The following is a 16,410-nucleotide window of genomic DNA, read 5'->3' as shown; positions in this document are numbered from 1 at the left end:
CTTTGTGGAACGCGGTGATGGCTAAATGCTGCGAAGTATAACCGCCGCAGCCGCAGGGATTGACCCTCAAGCGGCAGTGCGGTTCATTGCCGGCCGGGCGACTTGTATCAACGGATGTCCTGAGCTTTCCACCAGCCACAGAACTCGTCGAGGGCCGACCACAGGCTGACTTTCGGATCGTAGTCCAGATAATGCCGGGCGCGGCTGATGTCGAGGGTGAAATTTTTCTTCATGACTTGCATGCCCAACCGCGACAGGGTCGGCTCCGGGCGTCCCGGCCAGAGTTTGCACACGCCTTCGTTGAGCGCCGCGACGCTGTAGGCCAGGCCGTACGAACGGTATTTGCTGACCTGCGGCACTTCCATCTTGCGCATCACATAATTGACCACATCCCACAGCGGCACCGGCGCGCCATTGCTGATGTTGTAGGCCTTGCCCAACGCGGAACCGGCTGCCAGCAGACTACTGAGCAGCGCTTCGTTGAGGTTCTGCACGCTGGTGAAGTCGACCTTGTTCAGACCGTCGCCGATGATCGCCAGACGGCCCTTACGCTGCATGTTCAGCAGGCGCGGGAAAATGCTCATGTCGCCGGCGCCAGTGACGAAACGCGGGCGCAGGGCGATGGTTTCCAGACCGAATTCCTGTGCGCCAAAGACCTTTTGCTCGGCCAGGTATTTGGTCGCCGCGTAGTGATGTTTGAAGCGCTTGGGCACTTGCTCTTCGGTCAAGCCGAGGTGATCGCGGCCATCGAAATAGATCGACGGCGACGACAGATGCACCAGCCGCCGCACGCGCTGCTTGAGGCAGGCTTCGACGACGTTTTCGGTGACCTGCACGTTGCCCTGATGAAAGTCCTGATAGCGCCCCCACAAGCCGACGGCGCCGGCGCAGTGCACCACGGCTTCGACGTCGGCACAGAGCTCGCGCACCAGATCCGCATCGGTGAGATCGCCCGGGACGAACTCGGCGCCACGGCGCACCAGATGCTCGACGCTTTCGGCCCGGCGACCGTTGACCCGCACGTCCAGGCCCTGCTCCAAAGCGAAACGCGCAAAGCGTCCGCCAATGAAGCCGCTTGCGCCGGTGACCAGAATTTTCATGTAACGCTCCGATGTCTTTCGTTTACCTGATACGTCTGTCTTGACGCTGACCGTCAGCCCAAGGGCACCAGCCAGCGCGGTGAAGAACGTAGCAATTGCTCGGTCAGCAAGGCCAGCAGCTGACCGCCATTGCGCCAATGATGCCAGTACAACGGCACATCGATCGGTTTATCTGGCAACAGTTCGCGCAATACGCCGCGTTGCAGTTGATCGCGCACTTGCAGTTCCGGCACCAGGCCCCAACCAAACCCGGCTTCGGTCAGACGCACAAAACCTTCGGAGGACGGGCACAAATGATGCTCGAAACCACCATCGACACCGAGCGATGCGAGGTAGCGATGCTGGAGAAAATCGTCCGGGCCGAACACCAGCGCCGGGGTGCGCGGCAACTGCTCGGCGCACACGCCGTCGGGGAAATGCCGTTCGATAAACGCCGGACTGGCTAGCGCCCGGTAACGCATGGCCCCGAGCAACACGCTGCGCGCCCCGGCCACCGGGCGCTCGCTGGCACAGACACACGCCGCCACCTCCCCGGCACGCATGCGCTTGAGGCCGACGGTCTGATCTTCCACCACCAGATCCAGCAATAAATGCTGCTCGGCGCAGAAATCGCCCACGGCCTCGGCCCACCAGGTGGCGAGGCTGTCGGCGTTGATGGCGATGCGCAGACGCTCCGGCAGGCCTTCTTCGTCGAGCGCCGGCACCAGGGTCTGCAAGTCACGTTCGAGCAGGCGCACCTGCTGCACATGGTTGAGCAGCCGCCGGCCAATCTCGGTCGGCGATGGCGGCGTGCCGCGTACCAGCACCGGTTGGCCGACCCGCGCTTCCAGCAGTTTGATCCGCTGGGAGATCGCCGATTGCGACAAGCCCAGCACCTGCGCGGCGCGCTCGAATCCAGCCTGCTCGACCACGGCGGCCAGAGCGGAAAGCAATTTGTAGTCGAACATCAGTTTTCCTAATGAGCGATCAGCACTATTGGTTTTTCTTATACCGCTTTCGACCGGAGAATAGCCAGCAAGCTCTCTTTATCAAGGAACACGGCAATGGCTGGCGAAACCTCACTCACAACTCTGCTGCGCAGCATGAGCCCGCAGCTCAACGCCGGCGAATATGTGTTTTGCACCCTGCGTGACGGCCAGTTGCCGAGCGGTGTGGAGATTGTCGGCAGCTTCCGCGAGCAGGAAGGCCTGACCGTGATTCTGGAGCGCTCCCAGGCTGAACGTGCCGGGTTCGCTTTTGATTATGTGGCGGCGTGGATCACCCTCAATGTGCATTCGGCGCTCGAAGCCGTTGGCCTGACCGCCGCGTTCGCCAGCGCGCTGGGCAAGGCCGGAATCAGTTGCAACGTGATCGCCGGTTATTACCACGACCATTTGTTTGTCGGTCAGGCCGACGCCGAGCGCGCCATGCACGTGCTGCGCGATCTGGCAGCCAACGCGGAGTAAATCTTATGTGGCAAAGCTATGTGAACGGCCTGCTGGTGGCCTTAGGGCTGATCATGGCGATCGGTACGCAGAACGCTTTTGTGCTGGCGCAGAGTCTGCGCCGCGAACATCACCTGCCGGTGGCGGCGCTGTGTGTGGCGTGCGATGCGCTGCTGGTGGCGGCCGGGGTGTTTGGCTTGGCCACCGTGTTGGCGCAGAACCCGACATTGCTCGCGGTGGCACGCTGGGGCGGCGCGGTCTTTCTGATCTGGTATGGCAGCCAGGCGCTGCGAAGGGCGTTCTCGAAACAGAGTCTGGATCAGGGTGAAAACCACACCGTACGCTCGTTGCGCGCGGTGATGCTCAGCGCGCTGGCGGTAACGTTGCTCAACCCGCACGTTTATCTCGATACGGTATTGCTGATCGGTTCACTTGGCGCGCAGCAATCAGTGCCGGGCGCTTATGTCGTGGGAGCGGCAAGTGCTTCGCTGCTGTGGTTTTTCACCCTCGCCCTTGGTGCGGCATGGCTTGCACCGTGGCTGGCGCGGCCGAGTACCTGGCGGATTCTTGATCTTCTGGTGGCAGTGATGATGTTCACGGTGGCGGGCCAATTGATTATCGCAAACTGATTTATTCCAAAAGGCTCTGGAACCTCTATCCCACACAGTTGTTGCGTGGTTAAGCCTTGACCCCGGTGCTATGATCCGAACCCTGCGCCGCAAAGAGTAAAAACTCGTCGGTGCATTTCTGGCCGCCCGTGATCGGCCTTGCGCTCACCGCAACAGACCTGATTAGGAGAATCATCATGGCTTTCGAATTGCCGCCGCTGCCTTACGCACACGATGCCCTGCAGCCGCACATTTCCAAGGAAACCCTGGAATTTCACCACGACAAGCACCACAACACCTATGTCGTGAACCTGAACAACCTGGTGCCAGACACCGAGTTCGAAGGCAAGACCCTGGAAGAGATCGTCAAGACTTCCTCGGGCGGCATCTTCAACAACGCCGCTCAGGTCTGGAACCACACTTTCTACTGGAACTGCCTGGCGCCAAACGCCGGCGGTCAACCAACCGGCGCGCTGGCTGAAGCCATCAACGCGGCTTTCGGTTCGTTCGACAAGTTCAAGGAAGAGTTCAGCAAAACCTCGATCGGCACCTTCGGTTCCGGCTGGGGCTGGCTGGTGAAAAAGGCTGACGGTTCCCTGGCTCTGGCCAGCACCATCGGCGCCGGCAACCCGCTGACCAGCGGCGACACCCCGCTGCTGACCTGCGACGTCTGGGAACACGCTTACTACATCGACTACCGCAACCTGCGTCCGAAGTACGTTGAAGCGTTCTGGAACCTGGTCAACTGGAAGTTCGTCGCTGAGCAGTTCGAAGGCAAAACCTTCACCGCTTAAGCTGCGCGCCAGATAAAAAACCCGGCTACGGCCGGGTTTTTTTATGCCTGCTTTTTTTCACGATGAACGCTGGCTCCGGCCACTTGCCGGTGCAGCACAGCGGGCTACCATCAAATCAGCGAAAATTTGTTCCAGACTGCTCAAGTTGAGGGCCGAAACTACCGACACAGTACAAATAGAGCTGAGACTCCAGACAGCAGTATTTCGGCTAAGGCCACGGGCAAATGTTCCGAGGCTTGATTGTCCCTTTGACTGCCAACACGGGATTGCCAATACTCATGGCAACTTGACGCTACCCGCACGGAACAAGGAATAACCCTTTGAAGCTGGAACTCAAGAACAGCTTGTCGGTGAAGTTGCTCCGGGTCGTGCTCCTTTCGGCATTGATCGTCGGCGTGGTCTTGAGCTGTGCCCAGATTGTTTTCGATGCCTATAAAACCCGCCAGGCGGTGGCCGGCGACGCTCAGCGCATCCTCGACATGTTCCGTGATCCCTCGACTCAGGCGGTCTACAGCCTGGACCGGGAAATGGGCATGCAGGTGATCGAAGGCCTGTTTCAGGACGACGCGGTGCGCCAGGCCTCCATCGGCCATCCCAACGAAGCGATGCTCGCGCAAAAGTCCCGTGAATTGCAGCACTCCAACAGCCGCTGGCTGACTGACCTGATTCTCGGTCAGGAACGCACCTTCACCACTCAATTGGTCGGTCGCGGTCCCTATAGCGAGTATTACGGCGACCTGAGCATCACCCTCGACACCGCCACCTATGGCGAGAGTTTCATCGTCAGTTCGGTGATTATTTTCATTTCCGGCGTCTTGCGCGCCCTGGCCATGGGCCTGGTGTTGTATCTGGTTTATCACTGGCTGCTGACCAAACCGTTGTCGCGGATCATCGAGCATCTGACCGAAATCAATCCCGATCGCCCCAGCGAGCACAAGATTCCGCAGCTCAAAGGTCACGAAAAAAATGAACTCGGCATCTGGATCAACACCGCCAACCAGTTGCTCGAATCGATAGAACGCAACACCCATCTGCGCCACGAAGCGGAAAACAGCCTGCTGCGCATGGCCCAGTACGACTTCCTCACCGGCCTGCCGAACCGCCAGCAATTGCAGCAGCAACTGGACAAGATTCTGGTCGACGCCGGCAAGCTGCAACGCCGGGTCGCGGTGTTGTGCGTAGGGCTGGATGATTTCAAAGGAATCAACGAGCAGTTCAGCTACCAGACAGGCGACCAGTTGCTGCTGGCGCTGGCCGACCGCCTGCGCGCCCACAGCGGTCGCCTCGGCGCCCTCGCCCGTTTGGGTGGCGACCAGTTCGCGCTGGTGCAGGCCGATATCGAACAACCTTATGAAGCGGCAGAGCTGGCGCAGAGCATCCTCGATGATCTGGAAGCGGCGTTCGCCCTCGACCATCAGGAAATCCGCCTGCGCGCGACCATCGGCATCACCTTGTTCCCCGAGGACGGCGACAGCACCGAGAAGCTGCTGCAGAAGGCCGAGCAGACCATGACGCTGGCCAAGACCCGCTCACGCAACCGTTATCAGTTCTACATCGCCAGTGTCGACAGCGAGATGCGTCGCCGTCGCGAACTGGAAAAAGACCTGCGCGACGCACTGATTCGCGACCAGTTCTACCTCGTCTATCAGCCGCAGATCAGCTACCGCGATCACCGCGTGGTCGGGGTCGAAGCGCTGATTCGCTGGCAGCATCCGGAACACGGTCTGGTGCCGCCCGACCTGTTCATTCCGCTGGCCGAACAGAACGGCACGATCATCGCCATCGGCGAATGGGTGCTGGATCAGGCCTGCAAGCAATTGCGCGAATGGCACGATCAGGGCTTTGTCGATCTGCGCATGGCGGTCAATCTGTCCACCGTGCAACTGCACCACGCCGAGTTGCCGCGAGTGGTCAACAACCTGCTGCAGATCTACCGCCTGCCGCCGCGCAGCCTGGAGCTGGAAGTCACCGAAACCGGCCTGATGGAAGACATCAGCACCGCCGCCCAACATCTGCTGAGCCTGCGCCGCTCCGGGGCGCTGATCGCCATCGACGACTTCGGCACCGGCTACTCATCGCTGAGTTATCTGAAAAGCCTGCCGCTGGACAAGATCAAGATCGACAAGAGCTTCGTTCAGGATCTGCTGGATGACGACGATGATGCGACCATCGTTCGCGCGATCATCCAGCTGGGCAAGAGCCTGGGCATGCAGGTGATCGCCGAAGGCGTGGAAACCGCCGAGCAAGAGTCCTACATCATCTCCGAAGGCTGCCACGAAGGTCAGGGCTACCACTACAGCAAGCCGCTGCCGGCCCGGGAGCTGACGGCCTACCTCAAGCAAGCCCAACGCACCAATGCTGCCATTCTCTAGAAGATCAAAAGATCGCAGCCTGCGGCAGCTCCTACAGGGATCGCATTCCCCTGTAGGAGCTGTCGAGTGAAACGAGGCTGCGATCTTTTGATCTGCGCCATCACACCGGCGTAAACAAGAAATATTTCCAGCCACAGCCCTTTACACATAATGCGAAAGATTTGCATTATGTCGCAGCTTTGCGCACCCCCGCGCCCTGTCCATTCCATTACCGAAGCAGGATGTTCGCCATGATTCGTATGCCTCTGGCTACCGCCAGTCTGCTGGCCATCGCTATTTCCCTCGCCGGTTGCGGCGAAGGCAAAGACAAGGCTGCCGCCCCGGCCGCGCCGACGCCGGCCGCCAGCACCGCCGCCGCTCCAGCACCTGCCGCTGCGGGTAAAGTCGATGAAGCCGCCGCCAAGGCTGTGGTCGCGCACTACGCCGACATGGTCTTCGCCGTCTACAGCGATGCCGAATCCACTGCGAAAACCCTGCAAACGGCGGTCGACGCGTTCCTCGCCAAGCCGAACGCCGACACCCTGAAAGCCGCCAAGGCTGCCTGGGTCGCCGCGCGCGTGCCTTACCTGCAGAGCGAAGTGTTCCGCTTCGGCAACACCATCATCGACGACTGGGAAGGTCAGGTGAACGCCTGGCCGCTGGACGAAGGCCTGATCGACTACGTCGACAAATCCTACGAGCACGCGCTGGGCAACCCGGGCGCCACCGCCAACATCATCGCCAACACTGAAGTGCAGGTCGGCGAAGACAAGGTCGATGTGAAAGACATCACCCCGGAAAAACTTGCCAGCCTCAACGAGCTGGGCGGTTCCGAAGCCAACGTCGCCACCGGCTACCACGCCATCGAATTCCTGCTCTGGGGCCAGGACCTGAACGGCACCGGCCCGGGCGCCGGCAACCGTCCAGCCTCGGACTACCTGGAAGGCGCAGGCGCCACTGGCGGTCACAACGATCGTCGCCGTGCGTACCTCAAAGCCGTGACCCAACTGCTGGTCAGCGACCTGGAAGAAATGGTCGGCAACTGGAAGCCGAACGTGGCTGACAACTACCGCGCCACCCTGGAAGCCGAACCGGCTGAAAGCGGCCTGCGCAAAATGCTGTTCGGCATGGGCAGCCTGTCCCTGGGCGAATTGGCGGGCGAGCGCATGAAGGTTTCCCTGGAGGCCAACTCCCCGGAAGACGAACAGGATTGCTTCAGCGACAACACCCACAACTCGCACTTCTACGATGCCAAAGGCATTCGTAACGTGTACCTGGGCGAGTACACCCGGGTTGATGGCACCAAGATGACCGGTGCCAGCCTGTCGTCGCTGGTGGCCAAGGCCGACCCGGCTGCCGACACCGCGCTGAAAGCCGATCTGGCCGCTACCGAAGCTAAAATCCAGGTCATGGTCGATCACGCCAACAAGGGTGAGCACTACGACCAGTTGATCGCTGCGGGCAACACCGCCGGCAACCAGATCGTGCGTGACGCCATCGCCGCACTGGTCAAGCAGACCGGCTCGATCGAAGCCGCTGCCGGCAAGCTGGGCATCAGCGACCTGAACCCGGACAACGCTGATCACGAGTTCTGATCACGCGCGTTCGACTGAAAAAGGCGACCTGCGGGTCGCCTTTTTCATGCCTGCCGTACACAAAACCCTGCTCCATGGTGTGTTCGATATCAGGTACACCACCAAATCCTGTGGGAGCGAGCCTGCTCGCGAAGGCGTCATCTGGCGCAACATCGTCAGCGCGGCGGACACCGCTTTCGCGAGCAGGCTCGCTCCCACAGGGTTTGCATGAGTTTCAAGGCTTGCGCCATATCAAGCAAACGATAATTCCTCTTATTCAAACTCTCTCGCCCTGTTAGACTTTGCGCCTTTGTTTTCGCCCGTCCGCAGGATGTCTGATGCCCTCGCTGCCGCTTCGCTTGTCCGCACTGTTTCTGGCCCTGGGCCTGAGTGCCTGCGATGACGCCCCGCGTTTTACCAAGGCTGAGCCGGGTGAAGCGCGTTCGGGCGGGGCGGCGACTGTGCGCAAGACCGATCAGAATGCGTTCTCGCTACCTTCGGCCAATCTGCCGCCGTCGCGCCGGGTCGACTTCAGCGTCGGCAACAGCTTCTTCCGCAGTCCGTGGGTGATCGCCCCTTCAACCACCACCGCCCGCGATGGCCTCGGCCCGTTGTTCAATACCAACGCCTGCCAGAACTGCCACATCAAGGACGGTCGCGGACATCCGCCAACGCCGGATGCGGCGAACGCGGTGTCGATGCTGGTGCGTCTGTCGATCCCTGATTCACCGGCCTATGCCAAAGTCATCGAGCAAGTCGGCGTGGTGCCCGAGCCGGTCTACGGCGGCCAGTTCCAGGACATGGCCGTGCCCGGGGTCACCCCGGAAGGCAAGGTGCGCGTCGAGTACACCCCGGTGCCGATTCGTTTCAAGGACGGCACCGAAGTGGAGCTGCGCAAACCGGTTCTGCAATTCACCCAGTTGGGCTACGGCCCGATGCACCCGGACACGCGTTTCTCGGCCCGCGTCGCACCGCCGATGATCGGCCTCGGCCTGCTCGAAGCCATTCCCGAAGAAGCGATCCTCGCCAACGCCGCCGCGCAGGCCAAAGAGAAAAACGGCATTAAGGGTCGCGTAAATCGGGTCTGGGACGATGAGTTACAGAAAACCGTGGCCGGCCGTTTTGGCTGGAAAGCCGGGCAACCGAATCTCAATCAGCAGAATGTCCACGCGTTTTCCGGAGACATGGGCCTGACCACCAGCCTCAGACCCTTCGATGACTGCACCGACGCACAAACTGCGTGCAAACAGGCGCCGAACGGCAATGGCCCGGACGGCGAGCCGGAAGTCAGCGACAACATCCTGCGTCTGGTGCTGTTCTATACGCGCAACCTCGCAGTGCCGGCACGTCGCGGCGTCAACGACGAACAAGTACTGGCCGGCAAGAATCTGTTCTTCCAGGCTGGCTGCCAGTCCTGTCACACGCCCAAATACACCACCGCCGCCAACGCCGCCGAACCTGAACTGGCCAATCAAGTGATTCGCCCGTACAGCGATCTGCTGCTGCATGACATGGGCGATGGTCTGGCCGACAACCGCACCGAATTCCAGGCCTCCGGCCGCGACTGGCGCACCCCGCCGTTGTGGGGGATCGGTCTGACGCAGGCAGTCAGTGGTCACACCCAGTTCTTGCATGACGGTCGCGCCCGCAATCTGCTCGAAGCCGTGCTCTGGCATGGCGGCGAAGCGCAGCAGGCGCAGCAACAGGTTTTGTCTTTCAACGCCGAGCAGCGTGCTGCGCTGCTGGCGTTCTTGAACTCACTTTAAACACTTAAAAGAATCGGGAGCCCGACATGTTCCGTCCCAAGTTGTTGTTCACCAGCCTTGCCGCACTCGCCCTCGGCGCCTGCTCGCCGCAGGATCCGCAAGCGGTCACGTCGGCGGCCATCGCCAAATCGGTGATCCTGCCGACCTACACCCGTTGGGTCGAAGCCGACAAGCAACTGGCGGTCAGCGCCCTCGCCTACTGCCAGGGCAAGGAAACCCTGGAAACCGCCCGCGCCGACTTCCTGCACGCGCAGAAAGCCTGGGCCGAGCTGCAACCGCTGCTGATCGGCCCATTGGCCGAGGGCAACCGTTCGTGGCAGGTGCAGTTCTGGCCGGACAAGAAAAACCTCGTCGGCCGTCAGGTCGAGCAACTGGTGATCGCCCAGCCGCAGATCGACGCCGCCGCACTGGCTAAATCCAGCGTGGTGGTGCAGGGCCTGTCGGCTTACGAATACATCCTGTTCGATGAAAAACCGGACGTCGCCAACGCCGAGCAGAAAGCCAAATACTGCCCACTGTTGATCGCCATCGGCGAGCGCCAGAAGCAACTGGCCGAAGAGATTCTGCAGAGCTGGAACAACACCGACGGCATGCTCGCGCAAATGAGCAAGTTCCCCAACCAGCGCTACGCCGACTCCCACGAAGCGATCGCCGATCTGCTGCGTGTGCAGGTCACCGCCCTCGACACCCTGAAGAAAAAACTCGGCACACCGATGGGCCGTCAGAGCAAAGGCGTGCCGCAGCCGTTCCAGGCCGATGCGTGGCGCAGCCAGTCGTCGCTGACCGCGCTGGAAGCCAGCCTCGCTGCAGCCAAAACCGTCTGGGAAGGCGTCGACAACAAAGGCCTGCGCGGTCTGCTGCCGGCCGAGCAGAAACCGTTGGCGGACAAGATCGACGCTGCCTACGCCGCGTCGCTGAAACTGTTCGACAGCAGCCAGCGCTCGCTGACCGAAATGCTCCAGGACGACGCCGGTCGTCAACAACTCAACGATCTCTACGACAGCCTCAACGTCGTCCATCGCCTGCACGAAGGCGAACTGGCCAAGGCGCTGGGTATCCAACTGGGCTTCAACGCCAACGACGGTGACTGATGAGGGCAAGTGCCATGCTGCGACGCCAGGCTCTGACTTTAGGTAGTTTGCTGCTGGGAGCAGTGACACTGGGCGGCTGGACGCTGTTCAAGCGCAAGGATCAGAGCCCGTTGTTGCTCTCGGCGCGCGACGACACCGACGGCAAGCATTACGCCGTCGGTTATCGGCTGGACGGTACGCAGGTGTTCGCCACCGAGGTCGGCCAGCGCTGTCACGACATCATCAACCACCCGACGCTGCCGATCGCGCTGTTCGTCGCCCGCCGCCCGGGCACAGAGAGCTACCTGATCGATCTGCGCGACGGGACGTTGCTGCAAACCGTGACTTCGCAGCCGAACCGGCATTTCTACGGCCACGCCGTGGTGCACAAGGACGGCGAATACCTGTACGCCACCGAGAACGACACCACGGATCCGGGGCGTGGCCTGCTCGGGGTGTACAAGTTCGAAGGCGAGCGGCTGGTGCACAGCGGTGAGATTTCCACCCATGGCCTCGGCCCGCATCAGGTCTCGTGGATGCCCGATGGCGAAACCCTGGTGGTGGCCAACGGCGGGATCCGCACCGAGGCCGAAAGCCGCGTCGACATGAACCTCAACGCCATGGAACCGAGCCTGGTGCTGATGCAGCGCGACGGCACCCTGCTGAGCAAGGAAACCCTTTCCCAGCAGATGAACAGCGTGCGTCATCTGGGCATTGCCAGCGACGGCACCATCGTCGCCGGCCAGCAGTTCATGGGCGCCTCGCATGAGCGCTCCGAGCTGTTGGCGATCAAGCGTCCGGGCCAACCCTTCGTGGCATTCCCGGTGCCAGAGCATCAGTTGCAGTCGATGGGGCATTACACCGCCAGCGTCGCAGTGCACAGCGATCTGCGTCTGGTGGCGCTGACCGCGCCGCGTGGCAATCGCTTCTTCATCTGGGATCTGGACAGCGGCGAAGTGCGTCTCGACGCGCCGCTGCCCGATTGCGCCGGCGTCGGTGCGGTCAAGGACGGCTTCGTCGTCACTTCGGGTCAAGGCCGTTGCCGCTACTACGATTGCCGCCAGGATCAACTGCTGGCCAAACCGCTGGAATTGCCGGCGGGGCTCTGGGATAACCATCTGCATTTGATCGCATGACCCACCTGTTCTGAGTACGACTCATAACCTGTGGCGAGGGGATTTATCCCCGATCGGCTGCGCAGCAGTCGCAAAACCATCGCACACGGTTCAATTGACAGACCGCGGTTTCAGGTTTTGGGGCGGCTTCGCCACCCATCGGGGATGAATCCCCTCACCACAGGTTCAGTGTTTAGACTTCCTCACTCCGTCCTCCCCTGTAATAACTGCCAGTTGGAATCCCCACCTGACTCGGAGTAATGTGCCCGCCTGTCTCACCTGATTTATCCAAGGAACTGGAAATATGCTGCGTCGCCGCATGCTGATCATGTTGGGTGTTGTCTTGCTGGTCGTCCTGGTATTGGGCGGGTACAAAGCCTTTTCGATCTACACCATGATCCAGGGCTTCTCCAAACCAAAACCGCCGATCAGCGTCGCCGTGGCCCACGCCAGCGAACAGCCGTGGCAGATGCGTTTGCCCACCGTCGGCTCGCTGAAAGCCTTGCAAGGCGTCGAGCTGAGTCTGGAAGTCGCCGGCACCGTCACCGAACTCAAATTCGAATCCGGACAGAAGGTCAAGGCCGGGCAACCGCTGCTGCAACTCGACAGCGCGGTCGAGACCGCCCTGCTGGAAACCGCCAAGGCTGACCTGGGACTGGCACAACTGGACTTCGGCCGTGGCAGCCAACTGGTCGACAGCCGCGCGATCTCCAAAGGCGAGTACGACCGTCTCTCCGCCGTGTTGCAAAAGAACAAGGCCACGGTCAATCAGCTCAATGCCTCGCTGGCGAAAAAACGCATCCTCGCGCCATTCAGCGGCACCATCGGCATCCGTCAGGTGGATGTCGGCGACTACCTCGCCAGCGGCACCAAAATCGCCACCCTGCAGGATCTGAGCAGCCTCTACGCCGACTTCTATGTGCCGGAGCAATCGGTGCCGAAACTGGCCATCGGGCAACCGGTGCAGATCGGTGTCGCAGCCTATCCAGGGCAGAACTTCCCCGGCGCCATCAGCGCGATCAACCCGATTGTCGAGAGCACCACGCGCAATATTCTGGTGCGCGCGACCCTGGCCAATCCCGACGGCAAATTGCTGCCGGGCATGTTCGCCAGCCTCAACGTGTTGCTGCCCGATCCGCAGAAACACATCGTGGTGCCGGAAAGCGCGATTACCTACACCCTCTACGGCAACTCACTGTACGTGGTCGGGCAGAAAAAGGCCGAGGACGGCAGCGTCGAAAAAGACGACAAGGGCCAACCGGTACTGATCGCCGAACGTCGCTTCATCGAGACCGGTGAGCGCCGCGATGGCCTGGTGATGATCAACAAGGGCGTACAGAGCGGCGAACAAGTGGTGACTGCCGGCCAGATCAAACTGGACAACGGCGCACACATTGCCATCAGCGACGACAAGACCCTCGGCGAGCAGAACAGTCCGCCTCGCGCCGACTGATCAAGGAATCCCCATGGCTTTTACCGATCCGTTCATCCGCCGCCCGGTGCTCGCCACCGTGGTCAGCCTGCTGATTGTGCTGCTGGGTTTCCAGGCCTGGAGCAAGCTGCCGCTGCGCCAGTACCCGCAAATGGAAAACGCCCTGATCACGGTGACCACCGCCTACCCCGGGGCCAACGCCGAGACCATTCAGGGCTACATCACCCAGCCAATGCAACAGAGCCTGGCCAGCGCCGAAGGCATCGACTACATGACCTCGGTCAGCCGGCAGAACTTCTCGGTGATCTCGATCTACGCGCGCATCGGTTCCAACACCGACCGTTTGTTCACCGAACTGCTGGCCAAAGCCAACGAGGTCAAGAACAAACTGCCGCAGGACGCCGAAGACCCGGTACTGAGCAAGGAATCGGCCGACGCCTCGGCGCTGATGTACATCAGTTTCTTCAGCAAGGACTTGAGCAACCCGCAGATCACCGACTACCTGTCGCGGGTGATCCAGCCGAAACTGGCGACCCTGCCGGGCATGGCCGAGGCGGAGATTCTCGGTAATCAGGTATTCGCCATGCGCCTGTGGCTCGACCCGGTGAAGCTCGCCGGTTTCGGCCTCAGCGCCAGCGACGTGACCAACGCGGTGCGCCAGTACAACTTCCTCTCCGCCGCCGGCGAGGTGAAGGGCGAATACGTGGTCACCAGCATCAACGCCAACACCGAACTGAAATCCGCCGAAGCCTTCGCGGCGATTCCGCTCAAGGTCAATGGCGACAGCCGCGTGCTGCTCAGCGATGTCGCGCGGGTCGAGATGGGCGCGGAAAACTACGACTCGATCAGCTCGTTCGGCGGCACGCCGTCGGTGTACATCGGCATCAAGGCCACACCCGGGGCCAACCCGCTGGACGTGATCAAGGAAGTACGCAAGCTGATGCCGGAGCTGGAAGCGCAATTGCCGCCCAACCTCAAGAGCGAGATTGCCTACGACGCCACCCAGTTCATTCAGGCCTCGATCGACGAAGTGGTGAAAACCCTGTTCGAAGCGGTGCTGATCGTGATCGTGGTGGTGTTCCTGTTCCTCGGCGCGTTGCGCTCGGTGGTGATCCCGGTGGTGACCATCCCGCTGTCGATGATCGGCGTGATGTTCTTCATGCAGATGATGGGCTACTCGATCAACCTCCTGACCCTGCTGGCGATGGTGCTGGCCATCGGTCTGGTGGTAGATGACGCGATTGTGGTGGTGGAGAACATTCACCGACACATCGAGGAAGGCAAGACGCCGCTGGAGGCCGCACTGGAAGGTGCGCGGGAAATCGCCATGCCGGTGGTGTCGATGACCATCACCCTGGCGGCGGTGTATGCGCCGATCGGTTTCCTCACCGGTCTGACCGGGGCCTTGTTCAAGGAGTTCGCCCTGACTCTGGCCGGCGCCGTGGTGATCTCCGGGATCGTTGCCCTGACCCTGTCGCCGATGATGTGCGCCCTGCTGTTGCGCCACGAAGAAAACCCCAGTGGTCTGGCGCACCGCCTCGACCGCATCTTCGACGGCCTCAAACGCCGTTACCAGAGCCTGCTCCATGGCACGCTGAATACGCGGCCGGTGGTGTTGGTGTTCGCAGTGATCGTGCTGTGCCTGATCCCGGTGTTTCTCAAGTTCACCAAGTCGGAACTGGCGCCGGACGAGGATCAGGGCATCATCTTCATGATGGCCACGGCCCCCCAGCCGACCAACCTCGATTACCTGAGCACTTACACCGACGAATTCATCAAGATCTTCAAGGAGTTTCCGGAGTACTACTCCTCGTTCCAGATCAACGGCTACAACGGCGTGCAGGCGGGCATCGGTGGCTTCCTGCTCAAGCCGTGGAACGAGCGCAGCCGCACGCAGATGCAGATCCTGCCCGAGGTGCAAGGCAAACTGGCGAGTATCCCCGGCCTGCAGATTTTCGGTTTCAACCTGCCCTCCTTGCCCGGCACCGGTGAAGGTTTGCCGTTCGAATTCGTGGTCAATACCGCCAACGACTACGAATTGCTGCTGCAAGTGGCCGACCGGATCAAGAAACGTGCGATGGAGTCGGGCAAGTTCGCCTTCGTCGACCTCGACCTGGCGTTCGACAAGCCGGAAGTGGTGGTCGATATCGACCGTGCCAAAGCCGCGCAGATGGGCGTGTCGATGCAGGATCTGGGCGGCACCCTGGCGACGCTGCTGGGCGAGGCGGAAATCAACCGTTTCACCATCGAAGGCCGCAGCTACAAGGTGATTGCCCAGGTCGAGCGACCGTACCGCGAAAACCCCGGCTGGCTGAACAACTACTACGTGAAGAACACCCAGGGTGAGCTGCTGCCGCTGTCGACCCTGATCAAGGTCAGCGACCGGGCGCGACCGCGCCAGCTCAACCAGTTCCAGCAACTCAACGCGGCGAAGATTTCCGGATTCCCGCTGGTCAGCATGGGCGAGGCCATCGACACCGTGCTGCAGATCGCCCGGGAAGAAGCGCCAGCCGGGTTTGCCTTCGACTATGGCGGCGCCTCGCGCCAGTACGTGCAGGAAGGCAGCGCTCTGTGGGTAACCTTCGCCCTGGCGCTGGCGATCATTTTCCTGGTGCTGGCGGCGCAGTTCGAGAGCTTCCGTGATCCGCTGGTGATTCTGGTGACGGTGCCGCTGTCAATCTGTGGTGCGTTGATTCCGCTGTTCCTTGGCTGGTCGAGCATGAACATCTACACCCAGGTCGGACTGGTGACCCTGATCGGGCTGATCAGCAAGCACGGGATCCTGATCGTCGAGTTCGCCAACCAACTGCGCAAGGACAAGGGCCTGACCGCGCGCGAAGCGGTCGAGGAAGCGGCGGCAATCCGCTTGCGCCCGGTGTTGATGACCACGGCGGCGATGGTGTTCGGCATGGTGCCGTTGATTCTGGCGACCGGTGCGGGCGCCGTGAGCCGGTTCGATATCGGCACCGTGATTGCAACGGGGATGTCGATCGGGACGTTGTTTACGCTGTTTGTGCTGCCGTGCATCTACACCCTATTGGCGAAACCCGATCCGAAATAACAGCGATTTACCTTTGTGGCAGCGGGCTTGCTCGCGAAAGCGTCGGGTCAGTCAACAGCAATGCTGAATGTGCCGGCCCCTTCGTGAGCAAGCCCACTCCCACCCTTGATCGCGG

Annotated in this window: 12 protein-coding genes; 10 read left to right on the top strand and 2 right to left on the bottom strand. The window is 61.2% G+C overall.

Annotation, left to right across the window (positions count from 1 at the left end; translation table 11 throughout):
• Positions 1-107: 107 nt before the first annotated feature.
• Together H043_RS0114620 and H043_RS0114615 are read right to left on the bottom strand one after the other, a co-directional pair.
• Positions 108-1,100, bottom strand: a complete 993-nt coding sequence (locus tag H043_RS0114620) for an NAD(P)-dependent oxidoreductase (RefSeq protein WP_027612479.1) — start codon at positions 1,098-1,100, stop codon at positions 108-110.
• A gap of 53 nt (positions 1,101-1,153) precedes the next feature.
• Positions 1,154-2,047 carry a LysR family transcriptional regulator ArgP gene (locus tag H043_RS0114615; protein WP_027612478.1) on the bottom strand — a complete coding sequence of 298 codons (894 nt, stop codon included), beginning with the start codon at positions 2,045-2,047 and terminating at the stop codon, positions 1,154-1,156.
• 96 nt (positions 2,048-2,143) lie between these two features.
• On the opposite strand from H043_RS0114615, the gene H043_RS0114610 reads away from it, so the two are divergent.
• The 10 genes from H043_RS0114610 to H043_RS0114555 all read left to right on the top strand — a co-directional run bounded on the left by H043_RS0114610 (position 2,144) and on the right by H043_RS0114555 (position 16,295).
• Complete coding sequence (locus H043_RS0114610; RefSeq protein WP_027612477.1) at positions 2,144-2,545, top strand: ACT domain-containing protein; 402 nt, start codon at positions 2,144-2,146, stop codon at positions 2,543-2,545.
• A gap of 5 nt (positions 2,546-2,550) precedes the next feature.
• Complete coding sequence (locus H043_RS0114605) at positions 2,551-3,153, top strand: LysE/ArgO family amino acid transporter (protein WP_027612476.1); 603 nt, start codon at positions 2,551-2,553, stop codon at positions 3,151-3,153.
• A gap of 176 nt (positions 3,154-3,329) precedes the next feature.
• Positions 3,330-3,926, top strand: coding sequence for a superoxide dismutase (locus H043_RS0114595; RefSeq protein WP_027612475.1), 597 nt, complete (start codon positions 3,330-3,332; stop codon positions 3,924-3,926).
• Positions 3,927-4,246: 320 nt separating this feature from the next.
• Positions 4,247-6,298 (top strand): bifunctional diguanylate cyclase/phosphodiesterase, encoded by a 2,052-nt coding sequence (locus tag H043_RS0114590; RefSeq protein ID WP_027612474.1) that lies wholly within the window; start codon positions 4,247-4,249, stop codon positions 6,296-6,298.
• Positions 6,299-6,528: 230 nt separating this feature from the next.
• Positions 6,529-7,872, top strand: a complete 1,344-nt coding sequence (locus H043_RS0114580; RefSeq protein ID WP_027612472.1) for an imelysin family protein — start codon at positions 6,529-6,531, stop codon at positions 7,870-7,872.
• Between the two features lie 317 nt (positions 7,873-8,189).
• Positions 8,190-9,617 (top strand): di-heme oxidoredictase family protein, encoded by a 1,428-nt coding sequence (locus H043_RS0114575; RefSeq protein WP_027612471.1) that lies wholly within the window; start codon positions 8,190-8,192, stop codon positions 9,615-9,617.
• Positions 9,618-9,643: 26 nt separating this feature from the next.
• Positions 9,644-10,708: an imelysin family protein gene (locus tag H043_RS0114570; RefSeq protein ID WP_027612470.1), complete on the top strand. Its 1,065-nt coding sequence runs from the start codon at positions 9,644-9,646 to the stop codon at positions 10,706-10,708.
• 14 nt (positions 10,709-10,722) lie between these two features.
• Positions 10,723-11,823, top strand: coding sequence for a DUF1513 domain-containing protein (locus tag H043_RS0114565; RefSeq protein ID WP_027612469.1), 1,101 nt, complete (start codon positions 10,723-10,725; stop codon positions 11,821-11,823).
• 283 nt (positions 11,824-12,106) lie between these two features.
• Positions 12,107-13,255 carry an efflux RND transporter periplasmic adaptor subunit gene (locus H043_RS0114560; protein ID WP_027612468.1) on the top strand — a complete coding sequence of 383 codons (1,149 nt, stop codon included), beginning with the start codon at positions 12,107-12,109 and terminating at the stop codon, positions 13,253-13,255.
• Between the two features lie 13 nt (positions 13,256-13,268).
• Positions 13,269-16,295 (top strand): multidrug efflux RND transporter permease subunit, encoded by a 3,027-nt coding sequence (locus H043_RS0114555; protein ID WP_027612467.1) that lies wholly within the window; start codon positions 13,269-13,271, stop codon positions 16,293-16,295.
• Positions 16,296-16,410 lie beyond the last annotated feature (115 nt).

It is taken from the genome of Pseudomonas sp. URIL14HWK12:I6 (assembly GCF_000514195.1).
GTDB lineage: Bacteria > Pseudomonadota > Gammaproteobacteria > Pseudomonadales > Pseudomonadaceae > Aquipseudomonas > Aquipseudomonas putida_A.
This window is presented reverse-complemented; position numbering and strand designations above follow the sequence as displayed.

Bases quoted from the DNA above. Each gene is read 5' to 3' on its own strand.
- H043_RS0114575 (WP_027612471.1), top strand. From the start codon at position 8,190: ATGCCCTCGCTGCCGCTTCGCTTGTCCGCACTGTTTCTGGCCCTGGGC.
- H043_RS0114565 (WP_027612469.1), top strand. From the start codon at position 10,723: ATGCTGCGACGCCAGGCTCTGACTTTAGGTAGTTTGCTGCTGGGAGCA.
- H043_RS0114570 (WP_027612470.1), top strand. From the start codon at position 9,644: ATGTTCCGTCCCAAGTTGTTGTTCACCAGCCTTGCCGCACTCGCCCTC.
- H043_RS0114580 (WP_027612472.1), top strand. From the start codon at position 6,529: ATGATTCGTATGCCTCTGGCTACCGCCAGTCTGCTGGCCATCGCTATT.
- H043_RS0114595 (WP_027612475.1), top strand. From the start codon at position 3,330: ATGGCTTTCGAATTGCCGCCGCTGCCTTACGCACACGATGCCCTGCAG.
- H043_RS0114620 (WP_027612479.1), bottom strand. From the start codon at position 1,100: ATGAAAATTCTGGTCACCGGCGCAAGCGGCTTCATTGGCGGACGCTTT.
- H043_RS0114610 (WP_027612477.1), top strand. From the start codon at position 2,144: ATGGCTGGCGAAACCTCACTCACAACTCTGCTGCGCAGCATGAGCCCG.
- H043_RS0114605 (WP_027612476.1), top strand. From the start codon at position 2,551: ATGTGGCAAAGCTATGTGAACGGCCTGCTGGTGGCCTTAGGGCTGATC.
- H043_RS0114560 (WP_027612468.1), top strand. From the start codon at position 12,107: ATGCTGCGTCGCCGCATGCTGATCATGTTGGGTGTTGTCTTGCTGGTC.
- H043_RS0114555 (WP_027612467.1), top strand. From the start codon at position 13,269: ATGGCTTTTACCGATCCGTTCATCCGCCGCCCGGTGCTCGCCACCGTG.
- H043_RS0114615 (WP_027612478.1), bottom strand. From the start codon at position 2,047: ATGTTCGACTACAAATTGCTTTCCGCTCTGGCCGCCGTGGTCGAGCAG.